The sequence below is a fragment of the Streptomyces durocortorensis genome (assembly GCF_031760065.1).
GTDB lineage: Bacteria > Actinomycetota > Actinomycetes > Streptomycetales > Streptomycetaceae > Streptomyces.
This window is the reverse complement of record NZ_CP134500.1, coordinates 5,250,895-5,263,893: the sequence shown is the minus strand read 5'-3', so window position 1 is coordinate 5,263,893 and position 12,999 is coordinate 5,250,895. Positions and strand designations below refer to the sequence as shown.

9 protein-coding genes are annotated in these 12,999 nt (G+C 70.7%); 7 read left to right on the top strand and 2 right to left on the bottom strand.

Annotated features, from left to right (window positions below):
• The first annotated feature begins 82 nt into the window (after positions 1 to 82).
• On the top strand, positions 83 to 874 hold the full coding sequence (locus RI138_RS23505; protein WP_311122992.1) for a hypothetical protein: 792 nt from the start codon (positions 83 to 85) through the stop codon (positions 872 to 874).
• Positions 875 to 910: 36 nt separating this feature from the next.
• On the opposite strand, the gene RI138_RS23500 is transcribed toward RI138_RS23505, so the two are convergent.
• Positions 911 to 1,393, bottom strand: a complete 483-nt coding sequence (locus tag RI138_RS23500; RefSeq protein ID WP_096626880.1) for a MarR family winged helix-turn-helix transcriptional regulator — start codon at positions 1,391 to 1,393, stop codon at positions 911 to 913.
• A 208-nt stretch (positions 1,394 to 1,601) separates the two neighbouring features.
• Here RI138_RS23500 and RI138_RS23495 point away from each other — a divergent pair, with 208 nt between their 5' ends.
• The gene (locus tag RI138_RS23495) at positions 1,602 to 2,396 is read left to right on the top strand and encodes a polysaccharide deacetylase family protein (protein WP_096626881.1); all 795 of its coding nucleotides are present in this window, start codon (positions 1,602 to 1,604) and stop codon (positions 2,394 to 2,396) included.
• A 105-nt stretch (positions 2,397 to 2,501) separates the two neighbouring features.
• Here RI138_RS23495 and lon read toward each other — a convergent pair whose 3' ends face one another.
• Positions 2,502 to 4,922: an endopeptidase La gene (lon, locus tag RI138_RS23490; RefSeq protein ID WP_311121497.1), complete on the bottom strand. Its 2,421-nt coding sequence runs from the start codon at positions 4,920 to 4,922 to the stop codon at positions 2,502 to 2,504.
• A gap of 156 nt (positions 4,923 to 5,078) precedes the next feature.
• On the opposite strand from lon, the gene RI138_RS23485 reads away from it, so the two are divergent.
• The 5 genes from RI138_RS23485 to RI138_RS23465 all read left to right on the top strand — a co-directional run bounded on the left by RI138_RS23485 (position 5,079) and on the right by RI138_RS23465 (position 12,917).
• Entirely contained in the window at positions 5,079 to 5,909 is an 831-nt protein-coding gene (locus RI138_RS23485; protein ID WP_311121496.1) for a nucleotidyltransferase domain-containing protein, read from the top strand.
• Between the two features lie 121 nt (positions 5,910 to 6,030).
• Complete coding sequence (locus RI138_RS23480; RefSeq protein ID WP_398863567.1) at positions 6,031 to 6,753, top strand: spermidine synthase; 723 nt, start codon at positions 6,031 to 6,033, stop codon at positions 6,751 to 6,753.
• A gap of 234 nt (positions 6,754 to 6,987) precedes the next feature.
• Positions 6,988 to 7,725 carry a response regulator transcription factor gene (locus RI138_RS23475; RefSeq protein WP_096626884.1) on the top strand — a complete coding sequence of 246 codons (738 nt, stop codon included), beginning with the start codon at positions 6,988 to 6,990 and terminating at the stop codon, positions 7,723 to 7,725.
• The gene (locus RI138_RS23470) at positions 7,722 to 8,798 is read left to right on the top strand and encodes a HAMP domain-containing sensor histidine kinase (RefSeq protein WP_311121495.1); all 1,077 of its coding nucleotides are present in this window, start codon (positions 7,722 to 7,724) and stop codon (positions 8,796 to 8,798) included. Before RI138_RS23475 ends, RI138_RS23470 begins: the two co-directional genes overlap by 4 nt.
• Before the next feature lie 282 nt (positions 8,799 to 9,080).
• A complete protein-coding gene (locus tag RI138_RS23465; protein ID WP_311121494.1) occupies positions 9,081 to 12,917 on the top strand; it encodes a multifunctional oxoglutarate decarboxylase/oxoglutarate dehydrogenase thiamine pyrophosphate-binding subunit/dihydrolipoyllysine-residue succinyltransferase subunit in 3,837 nt (1,278 codons plus the stop codon).
• Positions 12,918 to 12,999: the final 82 nt, after the last annotated feature.

Sequence of the window (12,999 nt, the reverse complement as noted above, 5' to 3'; positions counted from 1 at the left end):
CCCTGAGGCCCTGTTGACCTGCTGGTACAAGCCAATGCGACCGGGGTGCGGGTCCCGTGAAGGCGTCGTGGAGACTGACGTCATGCGCATCGAACTGGCCACCGCCCCCGGCAGCCCCGAACGCCCCAACGAGGACTGGGTCTCGGCCGCTCTCCCCGCGTCCGGTCAGGGCGGCGCGCTGGTCCTGCTCGACGGCGTCACCCCGCCGCCGACGGAGCCCGGTTGTGTGCACCCGGTTCCGTGGTTCACGGCCCGCCTGGGCGGTGCGCTGGTGGAACTGTCCGGTTCACGCCTCGATCTGTCCCTGACCGAGGTACTGGCCGAGGCCATCTCCCGTACGGCCGACGCCCACCGGCCCACCTGTGACCTTTCTCACGTGCGCACTCCTCAGGCGACCGTGGTCCTGGCGCGTTGGGGCGAACACGCGGTCGAGTACCTGGTGCTCTCGGATTCGGTGTTGCTGCTGGAGGCCCCGGACGGCTCGGTCCGCGCGGTCCTCGACGACCGGCTGGACCGGCTGCCGCCGGGTTCGCTGGCCTCCCATGAGATCGCGGACTCCACGGTGCGCAACAAGGAGGGCGGCTTCTTCACGGCTGCCGCCGATCCGTCGGTGGCGGTGCGCGCGGTGACCGGCAGCGCCCCGGCCTCCGAGGTCCGTACCCTCGCCGCGCTCACGGACGGGGCGAGCCGCTGGACGGAGATGTTCGGCGAGGGAGACTGGGCGGCCGCGCTGGAGCAGTTGCGGAGGTCGGGGCCGCAGGCGCTGATCGACCGGGTACGGGAGCTGGAGACCGCCGACGCGGGGGCCGGGCGCGCGCGGCTGCGGCGCAGCAAGGCGCACGACGACGCCACGGCGATCCTGGTGGAGCTGTAGGGGCCTTTCGGCGCGGGGCCGGCCCTCGGCGCGGGGTCAGCTTTCGGCGCGGGCGTTCAGCTGGTGCAGCAGCCGGGCCAGCTCAGCCACTTCGGCCCGGTCCCAGCCCGTCAGCTTGCGTACGTAGCGCTCGCGGCGGGCATCCCGGACGCTGCGGAAGCGGGCCAGGCCTTCGTCGGTGAGGTGGACGAGCCAGGCGCGGCCGTCGGCCGGGTCGGGCTCGCGTACGACCAGGCCGAGGTTCTCCAGGGAGTGCAGCTGGCGGCTCATGGTGGCCTTGCCGACGCCGAAGTACGCGGCCAGCTCGGTGGCCCGCTGCCGGCCCGCCGACTCCAGGCGGACGAGCAGCCCGTAGGCGGCGGGCTCCAGTTCCGGGTGGACCTCCCTGGCCATCTCGCCCGAGCTGGCCCGCGCCCGGCGCAGGAACACAGCCAACTCGCGCTCCAGCGCCAAGAATTCGTGGTCCACACCACTTCCGGCGGCCACGCCCCGCTCCGGCTCGCTCTCACTCCCGTGCACGTCAGCACCCCCTCTACGGCTCCCTGCCGATGAAACATGTCACCGCGGGTGGTCGACGCCGCAGCGCGGCCAGTATTTCGCAGGATGCCCAGGAGGGGGCCGACGGCGACGGCGCGACCCACTATGCACTCCATGTATACGCACTGGGTATAGTCCTCGGCGTACCGCACGGCTGTGCGGGATTTCCCGCACGGAGGAGTGCTTTGCCATGCCCGAAAAGACGCCGCTGTCCAAGGTGCCGTCGTCAAAGACGTCATTGCCCGGGAAGCGGTTGGCCATGGCTCTGGTGGCGGCGCTCACACTGACGCTGAGCGGCTGCTCGATGGACACGACCGCGCCGGGCTCGGCGCGCGGGGAGGCGGCTGCCGACGCCAAGGGCGCGTTCGGGCCGGTGGACTGCCGCGAGGCCAAGTGCATCGCCCTGACCTTCGACGCGGGGCCGGGCGAGGACACCCCCGAGCTGCTGGACATCCTGAAGGAGAAGAAGGTGCACGCCACCTTCTTCCTGCTGGGCAAGCACCATGTCGTCAAGCACCCGGACACCGTGCGGCGCATCCAGGACGAGGGCCACGAGGTCGCCAACCACACCTGGACGCACAAGATCCTCACCGACCACGACCCGGACGAGATACGGGCCGAGCTGGAGAAGACCCAGAAGGCCATCGAGAGGATCACCGGCGAGCGGCCCCGGCTGATGCGCCCGCCGCAGGGCCGCACGGACGACGAGGTCAGCAAGGTCAGCAAGGAGCTGGGGCTGTCGCAGGTGCTGTGGAGCGCCACCGCGAAGGACTACTCGACGAACGACTCCGCACTGATCCGGAAGCGCATCCTGGACCAGGCGAGCAAAGACGGCATCATCCTGCTGCACGACATCTACAAAGGCACCGTCCCCGCCGTGCCGGGCATCATCGACGCGCTCCAGAAGGACGGCTACACCTTCGTGACCGTCCCCGAGCTGATGGCCCCGGCCGAGCCGCAGCCGGGCACGATCTACCGCCCCTGAGCGGCCCCCGGGCATGCGGAACGGCCCGCGCCCGCCGGTATGCGGTAAGCGGGCCGTTCCGTGCGCCCCGTACAACGCTCAGGCCGTACGCCCCGTACGACGGACTCAGGCCGCGGCCGGGATCCTCTCCTCCGCCCGGGCCGAGGCCGGGGTGAGGGCGATCTCCAGCACCTGGCGGACGTCGGTGACCGGCCGGACGTCCAGCTTCTCCAGGACCTCGGCCGGGACGTCGTCCAGGTCGGCCTCGTTGCGCTGCGGGATCACGACGGTCGTGACGCCCGCGCGGTGAGCGGCCAGCAGCTTCTGCTTGAGGCCGCCGATGGGCAGGACCCGCCCGGTCAGCGACACCTCGCCGGTCATCGCCACATCCGTACGGACGAGGCGTCCGGAGAGCAGCGAGGCCAGGGCGGTCGTCAGGGTGATACCGGCGCTCGGGCCGTCCTTGGGGACCGCGCCCGCCGGGAAGTGGATGTGCACGCCCCGGTCCTTGAGGTCGGCGACCGGCAGCTCCAGCTCCGCACCGTGCGAGCGCAGGAAGCTCAGGGCGATCTGCGCCGACTCCTTCATGACGTCGCCGAGCTGACCGGTCAGGGTCAGTCCGGAGGCCCCGGTCTCCGGGTCGGCGAGCGACGCCTCGACGAAGAGGACGTCACCGCCCGCCCCGGTCACCGCGAGCCCGGTGGCCACGCCCGGCACGGCGGTGCGGCGCTCGGCCGGGTCCTGAGCGGACTCGGGTACATGGTGCGGACGCCCGATCAGACCGCGCAGGTCCGCGTCGGTCACCGTGAACGGCAGGTCCCGGTCGCCCAGTTCGTGCTGGGCCGCGACCTTGCGGAGCAGCCGGGCGACGGCCCGCTCCAGATTCCGTACGCCCGCCTCGCGGGTGTACTCGCCCGCCAGCTTGCGCAGCGCCGACTCCTCCAGGGCGACCTCGTCCTTCTCCAGGCCGGCCCGCTCCAGCTGGCGCGGGAGGAGGTGGTCCCGGGCGATGACGACCTTCTCGTCCTCGGTGTAGCCGTCGAGCCTGACCAGTTCCATGCGGTCGAGCAGGGCTTCCGGGATGGCTTCGAGCACGTTGGCGGTGGCGAGGAAGACGACGTCGCTGAGGTCGAGCTCGACCTCCAGGTAGTGGTCGCGGAAGGTGTGGTTCTGCGCGGGGTCCAGGACTTCGAGGAGGGCGGCGGCCGGGTCGCCCCGGAAGTCGGAACCGACCTTGTCGATCTCGTCGAGCAGGACGACCGGGTTCATCGAACCGGCCTCCTTGATCGCCCGCACGATACGTCCGGGGAGCGCGCCCACGTACGTACGCCGGTGGCCGCGGATCTCCGCCTCGTCCCGGACACCGCCGAGTGCGACGCGGACGAACGTGCGGCCCATGGCGTGCGCGACGGACTCACCGAGCGAGGTCTTGCCGACACCGGGCGGGCCGACGAGGGCCAGTACCGCGCCGCCGCGGCGACCGCCCACCACGCCCAGCCCCCGGTCGGCACGCCGCTTGCGCACCGCGAGGTACTCGGTGATGCGCTCCTTCACATCCGCGAGACCGGCGTGCTCGGCGTCCAGGACCGCCTGGGCGCCGCGGATGTCGTAGGCGTCCTCGGTTCGCTCGTTCCACGGCAGTTCGAGGACGGTGTCCAGCCAGGTGCGGATCCAGGAGCCCTCGGGCGACTGGTCGCTGGCCCGCTCCAGCTTCTCGACCTCCTTGAGCGCCGCCGTCCGGACGTGCTCGGGCAGCTCGGCGGCCTCGACGCGGGCCCGGTAGTCGTCGGACTCGTCCTCCGGGTCGCCGTTGAGCTCGGAGAGTTCCTTGCGTACGGCTTCCAGCTGGCGGCGCAGCAGGAACTCGCGCTGCTGCTTGTCGACGCCCTCCTGGACGTCCTTGGCGATGGACTCGGCGACATCCTGCTCGGCGAGGTGTTCGCTCAGCCACTGGACGGCGAGCTTCAGCCGGGCGACCGGGTCCACGGTCTCCAGGAGCTGGACCTTCTGCGCGGTGGAGAGGAACGGCGAGTATCCGGAGTTGTCGGCGAGCGCGGAGAGGTCCTCGATCTGCTGGACCCGGTCCACGACCTGCCAGGCGCCGCGCTTCTTCAGCCAGCTGGTGGCGAGCGCTTTGTACTCCTTGACCAGCTCGGCCGCCGATCCGGGCAGGGGGTCGGGCACGACGACGTCGATCACGGTCCCCTCCACCCAGAGCGCCCGCCCCGGACCACTGGTCCCGGCCCCGATCCGGACGCGGTCACGGGCCCGGATGAGCGCACCCGGGTCGCCGTCCGAGAGGCGCCCGACCTGCTCGACGGTGCCGAGGACACCGGTCCCCGTGTACGTCCCGTCGATCCGCGGGACCAGCAGCACCTCGGGCTTGCCGCCGTCGGGACGGGCGGCGGCCTGCGCGGCCTCGACGGCGGCGCGCACCTCGGTGTCGGACAGGTCCAGCGGCACCACCATGCCGGGCAGGACGACCTCGTCGTCGAGCGGCAGCACGGGCAGGTCGATCGGTGTGAACGCCTTGGACTCGCTAGTCATGATCTCCCCTTCGGCAGGCAAGTTGAGCTATGTGGACTCAATGCTCATGAGCCGTTGAATGTTCCCCGGGGCCTGTTCGCTCTCAGCGATCACGCGCCGAGGGGGCGGGGCCGGGGGCGGAGGCCGCCGCTCGGGCCTTTCCGGCACAGTGCTCGCATGAACGGAAAAGGTCTCGCCGAGGACGGCACGATCGCCCGCGAAGGAAGCCTCGACCGCGTCCCGGAGACGTTCGCGCCGGTGGTTGCGGATGCCCGTTCCCGTATCGCCGAGGCGTTCGGGAGCGAGCGGCTGCACAGTGCCTACCTGTACGGGAGCGTTCCGCGCGGGTCGGCTGTTCCCGGGCGCTCGGACCTCGATCTGCTGCTGGCACTGCGCGGGGAGCCGACGGACGCGGACCGCGGCGACGCCGTCGGCGTCGCCGCCGCGCTCGATACCGACCACCCGGCCATCGACACGGCGGGCATCCTGATGGTCCGTGCGCGTACCGCACTCAGCGAGCTGGAACGGCACGACCTCGGCTTCTTCGTCGCCTGCCTGTGCACCCCGCTGCTCGGGCCCGACCTCGCCTCCGTCCTGCCCCGCTACCGCCCCACCTCGCTGCTCGCCCGCGAGACCAACGGCGATCTCGCGCTCGCGCTGCCGCGCTGGCGGGCGTCGGCGACGGCGACGGCGACGGCGACGGCGGAGGACCTGGCCGACGCCGACCGGACGCGGCTCTGCCGACGCGTGGCCCGGCGCCTCGTCCGTACCGGCTTCACGCTGGTCATGCCCCGCTGGGGCGGCTGGACGAGCGACCTGGAGGAGTCCGCCGAGGTGTTCGGCCGCTACTACCCGGGGCGCGCGGCCCGGATGCGTACCGCCGCCGCGGCCGCGGCCCGTACCGCTTCCCCCGACCCGGGCCTGCTCCGCCTGTTCCTCGACGACCTGGGGCCCTGGCTGGCGGCCGAGTACACGGCGGTGCACGGGAAGAAGGCGCCTCGGCCGTGAACCGGACGCACCCAGGGCGGGGGCGGTGGCGGGCGGCCGCAAAGCTTTGGCGTTCCGCGCGGCCCGCAGGACAGGATGGACGGGCACCGACTGCCACGACCGGAGACCGGAGAGCCACGACATGTCCGCGACGTCCGCGATGACCGCCCCCGATGAATCGATGCCGACGCGTTCCGCCGACACCCCCGTCACCCTCGACCGCCGCGACGGGCCGTTCGGCGAGGTCGTTCTGCGGGAGCGCGGGGAGCACTACGAGATCATCGCCAACGGCTGTTTCCTGATGGACACCTCCGACGGACGCTCCGAGCGGCTGCTGATCGATGCCGCGCTGGATGCCCTGCCCGCCGGGCGGACCGGCCCCTCCGTGCTGATCGGCGGGCTGGGCGTGGGCTTCTCGCTGGTGCGTGCCGCCGAGGAGGGGCGCTGGGGGCGGATCGTGGTCGCGGAGCGGGAGCAGGCGATCATCGGCTGGCACCGGGACGGGCCGCTGGCACGGATCTCCGGGGCCGCGCTCGCCGATCCCCGGGCCTCGATCCTGCACACGGACCTGGTGGCCCATCTCCGTACAACCACGGAGCGTTACGACGCCCTGTGTCTGGATATCGACAACGGGCCCGACTGGACCGTCACGGAGGACAACGGGAGCCTCTACTCCCCCACGGGACTCGCCCACTGCCACGACCGGCTGACCCCGGGCGGCGTGCTCGCCATCTGGTCCGCGCAGCCGTCCCCGGCCTTCGAACAAGCGTTGCGGAATGCCGGGTTCAGTGGGGTTGGGGCCGAAGAAGTGGCCGTTGCCCGAGGTGTGCCCGACGTGGTCCATCTCGCATCGAAGGGTCTCTGAAGCCCCGACCCGGTATGCGCGGCACGGCACTGGCACGGGTCATCCGGCACAAGCCCGACGATCCGGCCACGCGCCCGGCCCGAACGCGTACCGGCGGGGCAACACCCTGCGTAGCCGGGAGCCCTCCGCTGCCTTTACGCTGCTGACCGGCACACGGGTTCACCCACGAAATCCACGAGCGAAGAACGTGCCTCCGGGGGGATGCCTCCCGCGAGAACGGGCAGGGGCGGGGCGATGGAACAGACACACACCACCCACAACGGCGTCGCGGCCACCCCGGGGGCTCAGCGCCGGGTGCTGGTGGTCGAGGACGACCCCACGATCGTCGACGCCGTTTCCGCCCGGCTGCGGGCGGAGGGCTTTCTGGTCCAGACCGCGCTGGACGGCCCCGCGGCCGTGGACGCGGCCGAGGCCTGGCAGCCGGATCTGATGGTGCTCGACATCATGCTTCCCGGCTTCGACGGCCTGGAGGTCTGCCGCCGGGTGCAGGCCCAGCGCCCGGTGCCGGTGCTGATGCTCACCGCGCGCGACGACGAGACGGACATGCTCGTCGGGCTCGGCGTCGGTGCCGACGACTACATGACCAAGCCGTTCTCCATGCGGGAGCTGGCCGCCCGGGTGCATGTGCTGCTGCGGCGAGTGGAACGGGCCGCACTGGCCGCCGTCACCCCGCGCAGCGGGATACTGCGTCTGGGTGAGCTGGAGATCGACCACGCGCAGCGCCGGGTCCGGGTGCGCGCCGAGGACGTCCACCTCACGCCGACCGAGTTCGACCTGCTGGTCTGCCTGGCCAACACCCCGCGGGCGGTGCTCTCCCGGGAGCAGCTGCTGGCCGAGGTGTGGGACTGGGCGGACGCCTCTGGCACCCGCACGGTCGACAGCCACATCAAGGCGCTGCGCCGGAAGATCGGCGCGGAGCGCATCCGTACCGTGCACGGTGTGGGCTACGCCCTGGAGACTCCGGCGCCATGACCTGGCCAGGGCCCGGGATGCGGCCCTTCTCGATCAAGGCCAAGCTGGGCACGCTCGTCGTGGTCTCGGTGTTCATCACCACCGGACTGCTGATCGTCGCCCTGCGGACCCGGACCGAGTTCCAGTTCATCACCGTGTTCTCGGTGATCGCGACACTGCTGATCACCCAGTTCGTGGCGCACGGTCTGACCGCGCCGCTGGACGAGATGCGCGCGGTGGCCCGGTCCATCTCGCACGGCGACTACACCCGCCGGGTGAGCGGCGCCGGGCGGCGGGACGAGCTGGGCGACCTGGCCCAGACGATCAACCGCATGGCGGACGATCTGGAGGCGGAGGACCGGCACCGCAAGGAGCTGGTCGCCAATGTCTCGCACGAGCTGCGCACCCCCATCGCGGCGCTGAGAGCGGTGCTGGAGAACGTGGTGGACGGGGTGTCCGCCGCCGATCCCGAGACGATGTGCACGGCGCTGAAGCAGACCGAGCGGCTCGGTCGGCTGGTGGAGACACTGCTGGATCTGTCGCGCCTGGACAACGGGGTCGTCGCACTGAAGGCACGCCGGTTCGAGGTGTGGCCGTATCTCTCGGGCGTACTGAAAGAGGCCAATCTCGCCGCCTCCCACCGACGCCTGCCGTCGGGTTCGGGCAATCACTCCCGTACGGACGTCCATCTGCACCTGGACGTCTCGCCGCCGGAGCTCACCGCGCACGCGGACACCGAGCGACTGCACCAGGTGGTCGCCAACCTCATCGACAACGCGGTCAAGCACAGCCCGCCGCACGGCCGGGTCACGGTGCTGGCGCGCCGCGGGGCGTATCCCGAGTCTCTGGAGCTGGAGGTCGTCGACGAGGGCCCCGGCATCCCGGAGACGGAGCGCCACCGGGTGTTCGAGCGCTTCAACCGGGGCCAGGTGCCGTCCCCGCACGGGCCGGGCAGCGACGGCGGTACGGGGCTGGGGCTCGCGATCGCCCGCTGGGCAGTGGATCTGCACGGCGGACGGATCGGGGTGGCCGAATCCGTTCGTGGCTGCCGCATCCAGGTCACCCTTCCGGGAATCCCCGAGCAGCGCAGTTGACGATGACGTTGACATAGGGTCGAACCGGAAGGGCACGTTCATACGTGCCATGCCAGTAGGGGATCTCCAGGGGATACGGTCGGACGGCCGTATCCACGGTCCTGCGTACCCGGAGTGCAGTGGAACCTCGCTTGTTTCCCGCCATTTCCTGCGCCGAAACCCGTCTTCCGATGTGATGTGCACGACGAAGCACCGGCCCGGCCTGCAAGGAACGGTCAGGGGGGCGTAGCCTTGATTTCCGCTGTCCATCACCTTGTGAAGCGGAAGAGGGCGGTTGCCGCCGTGTCGTCTCAGTCCCCCAGTAACTCAAGCGTCTCGACCGACCAAGCCAGCCCGGGCACCAACCCGGCCGCTGCGTTCGGCGCCAATGAATGGCTCGTCGACGAGATCTACCAGCAGTACCTCCAGGATCCCAGTTCGGTCGATCGCGCCTGGTGGGACTTCTTCGCCGACTACAAGCCGGGCACGTCCGGCACGGCGGACAAGCCCGTTCCCGGCGCCGCAGCCTCGGGGGCTGCGGTGACCGCCACCACCCCCGCGCAGGCCGCACCGGCCGCTCCCGCAGCCGCTCCGGCTCCGGCGAAGCCCGCAGCCGCTGCTCCGGCAGCCCCGGCGAAGGCGGCTCCGGCCAAGCCCGCCGAGGCCGCCCCGGCCGCGGCGAAGGCCGCCCCGGCCCCGGCCCCGGCGAAGCCCGCGGTGGCGAAGCCCGCTGCCGCGCCCGCCAAGGCCGAGGAGTCCACCGAGGCCCCGGCCGGCCCGGAGTACGTGACGCTGCGCGGCCCCTCGGCCGCCGTCGCGAAGAACATGAACGCCTCGCTGGAGCTGCCGACGGCCACGTCCGTCCGCGCGGTCCCGGTGAAGCTGCTCTTCGACAACCGCATCGTCATCAACAACCACCTCAAGCGCGCCCGTGGCGGGAAGATCTCCTTCACCCACCTCATCGGGTACGCGATGGTGCAGGCCCTCAAGGCCATGCCGTCGATGAACTACTCCTTCGCGGAGAAGGACGGCAAGCCGACCCTGGTCAAGCCGGAGCACGTCAACCTCGGTCTCGCCATCGACCTGGTGAAGCCGAACGGTGACCGCCAGCTGGTCGTCGCGGCCATCAAGAAGGCCGAGACGCTCAACTTCTTCGAGTTCTGGCAGGCGTACGAGGACATCGTCCGGCGCGCCCGCATCGGCAAGCTCGGCATGGACGACTTCACCGGCGTCACCGCCTCGCTGACCAACCCCGGCGGTATCGGCACCGTCCACTCGGTGCCCCGCCTGATGCCCGGTCAGGGCCTCATCATGGGCGTCGGCGCGATGGACTACCCGGCGGAGTTCCAGGGCACCTCTCAGGACACCCTGAACAAGCTCGGTATCTCGAAGGTCATGACGCTGACCTCGACCTACGACCACCGGGTCATCCAGGGCGCCGCCTCCGGCGAGTTCCTGCGGGTCCTGTCCCAGCTGCTGCTCGGCGAGAACGAGTTCTACGACGAGATCTTCAAGGCGCTGCGCATCCCCTACGAGCCGGTCCGCTGGCTCAAGGACATCGACGCCTCGCACGACGACGACGTCACCAAGGCCGCACGGGTCTTCGAGCTGATCCACTCCTACCGGGTCCGCGGCCACGTCATGGCCGACACCGACCCGCTGGAGTACCACCAGCGCAAGCACCCCGACCTCGACATCACCGAGCACGGCCTCACCCTGTGGGACCTGGAGCGGGACTTCGCGGTCGGCGGTTTCGCCGGCAAGACGATGATGAAGCTCCGCGACATCCTCGGCGTGCTCCGTGAGTCGTACTGCCGCACCACCGGCATCGAGTTCATGCACATCCAGGACCCGAAGCAGCGCAAGTGGCTCCAGGACCGGGTCGAGCGCCCGCGCCCCAAGCCCGAGCGCGAGGAGCAGCTGCGCATCCTGCGCCGGCTGAACGCGGCCGAGGCGTTCGAGACGTTCCTCCAGACGAAGTACGTCGGCCAGAAGCGGTTCTCGCTGGAGGGCGGCGAGTCCGTCATCCCGCTGCTCGACGCCGTCCTCGACTCCGCCGCCGAGGCCCGCCTCGACGAGGTCGTCATCGGCATGGCCCACCGCGGCCGCCTGAACGTGCTGGCGAACATCGTCGGCAAGTCGTACGCGCAGATCTTCCGGGAGTTCGAGGGCAACCTCGACCCGCGCTCGATGCACGGCTCCGGGGACGTCAAGTACCACCTGGGCGCCGAGGGCACCTTCACCGGTCTGGACGGCGAGCAGATCAAGGTCTCGCTGGCCGCCAACCCCTCGCACCTGGAGGCGGTCGACCCGGTCCTGGAGGGCATCGCCCGCGCCAAGCAGGACATCATCAACAAGGGCGGCACGGACTTCACGGTCCTGCCGGTCGCGCTCCACGGCGACGCGGCCTTCGCGGGCCAGGGCGTCGTCGCCGAGACGCTCAACATGTCGCAGCTGCGCGGCTACCGCACCGGCGGCACCGTGCACGTGGTGATCAACAACCAGGTCGGCTTCACCGCCGCCCCGGAGTCCTCGCGCTCCTCGATGTACGCCACCGACGTGGCGCGCATGATCGAGGCGCCGATCATCCACGTCAACGGCGACGACCCGGAGGCCGTGGTCCGCGTCGCGCGGCTCGCCTTCGAGTTCCGGCAGGCGTTCAACAAGGACGTCGTGATCGACCTCATCTGCTACCGCCGCCGCGGTCACAACGAGGGCGACAACCCGGAGTTCACCAACCCGCAGATGTACACCCTGATCGACAAGAAGCGCTCGGTGCGCAAGCTCTACACCGAGTCCCTCATCGGTCGCGGCGACATCACGCTGGAAGAGGCCGAGCAGGCGCTCCAGGACTTCCAGGGCCAGCTGGAGAAGGTCTTCGCGGAGGTCCGCGAGGCCACCTCGCAGCCCGCCGCCCCGCACGTACCGGAGCCGCAGGCCGCGTTCCCGGTGACGCTCGACACGGCGGTCTCCTCGGAGGTCGTCAAGCGGATCGCCGAGTCCCAGGTCAACATCCCCGAGTCGATCACCGTGCACCCCCGTCTGATGCCGCAGATGCAGCGTCGCGCGGCCTCGGTGGAGAACGGCACGATCGACTGGGGCATGGGCGAGACGCTGGCCATCGGTTCGCTGCTGATGGAGGGCACCCCGGTCCGGCTCGCCGGCCAGGACACCCGCCGTGGCACGTTCGGCCAGCGCCACGCGGTCCTGGTCGACCAGGTCACCGGCGAGGACTACACCCCGCTGCTGTACCTCTCCGAGGACCAGGCCCGCTACAACGTCTACGACTCGCTGCTCAGCGAGTACGCGGCGATGGGCTTCGAGTACGGCTACTCGCTGGCCCGTCCGGAGTCGCTGGTCATCTGGGAGGCCCAGTTCGGTGACTTCGTCAACGGCGCGCAGACCGTCGTGGACGAGTTCATCTCCTCGGCCGAGCAGAAGTGGGGCCAGACCTCCGGCGTCACGCTGCTCCTGCCGCACGGCTACGAGGGCCAGGGCCCGGACCACAGCTCCGCGCGCCCCGAGCGCTTCCTCCAGATGTGCGCGCAGGACAACATGACGGTCGCGATGCCGACCCTGCCGTCGAACTACTTCCACCTGCTGCGCTGGCAGGTGCACAACCCGCACCACAAGCCGCTGATCGTCTTCACCCCGAAGTCGATGCTGCGTCTGAAGGCCGCGGCGTCGAAGATCGAGGAGTTCACCTCCGGCGGCTTCCGCCCGGTGATCGGGGACTCGACGGTCAAGGCCGAGGACGTCCGCAAGGTCGTCTTCTGCGCGGGCAAGCTGTTCTACGACCTGGACGCCGAGCGCGAGAAGCGCGGCGACACCGAGACGGCGCTCATCCGCCTGGAGCGGCTGTACCCGCTGCCGGGTGCGGAGATCCAGGCCGAGATCGCGAAGTACCCGAACGCCGAGAAGTACCTGTGGGCGCAGGAGGAGCCGGCGAACCAGGGTGCGTGGCCGTTCATCGCGCTCAACCTGATCGACCACCTGGACCTCGCGGTCGGCTCGGACGTGCCGCACGGCGAGCGCCTGCGCCGCATCTCGCGACCGCACGGCTCGTCCCCGGCGGTCGGCTCGGCCAAGCGTCACCAGGCGGAGCAGACGCAGCTGGTCAACGAGGTCTTCGAGGCCTAGGACCACCTGGCTGTACGAGCTGTTCGTACGTCACCGGAGACCCGGTTCCGCACCTGTCGCGGAGCCGGGTCTCCGGCGTTCC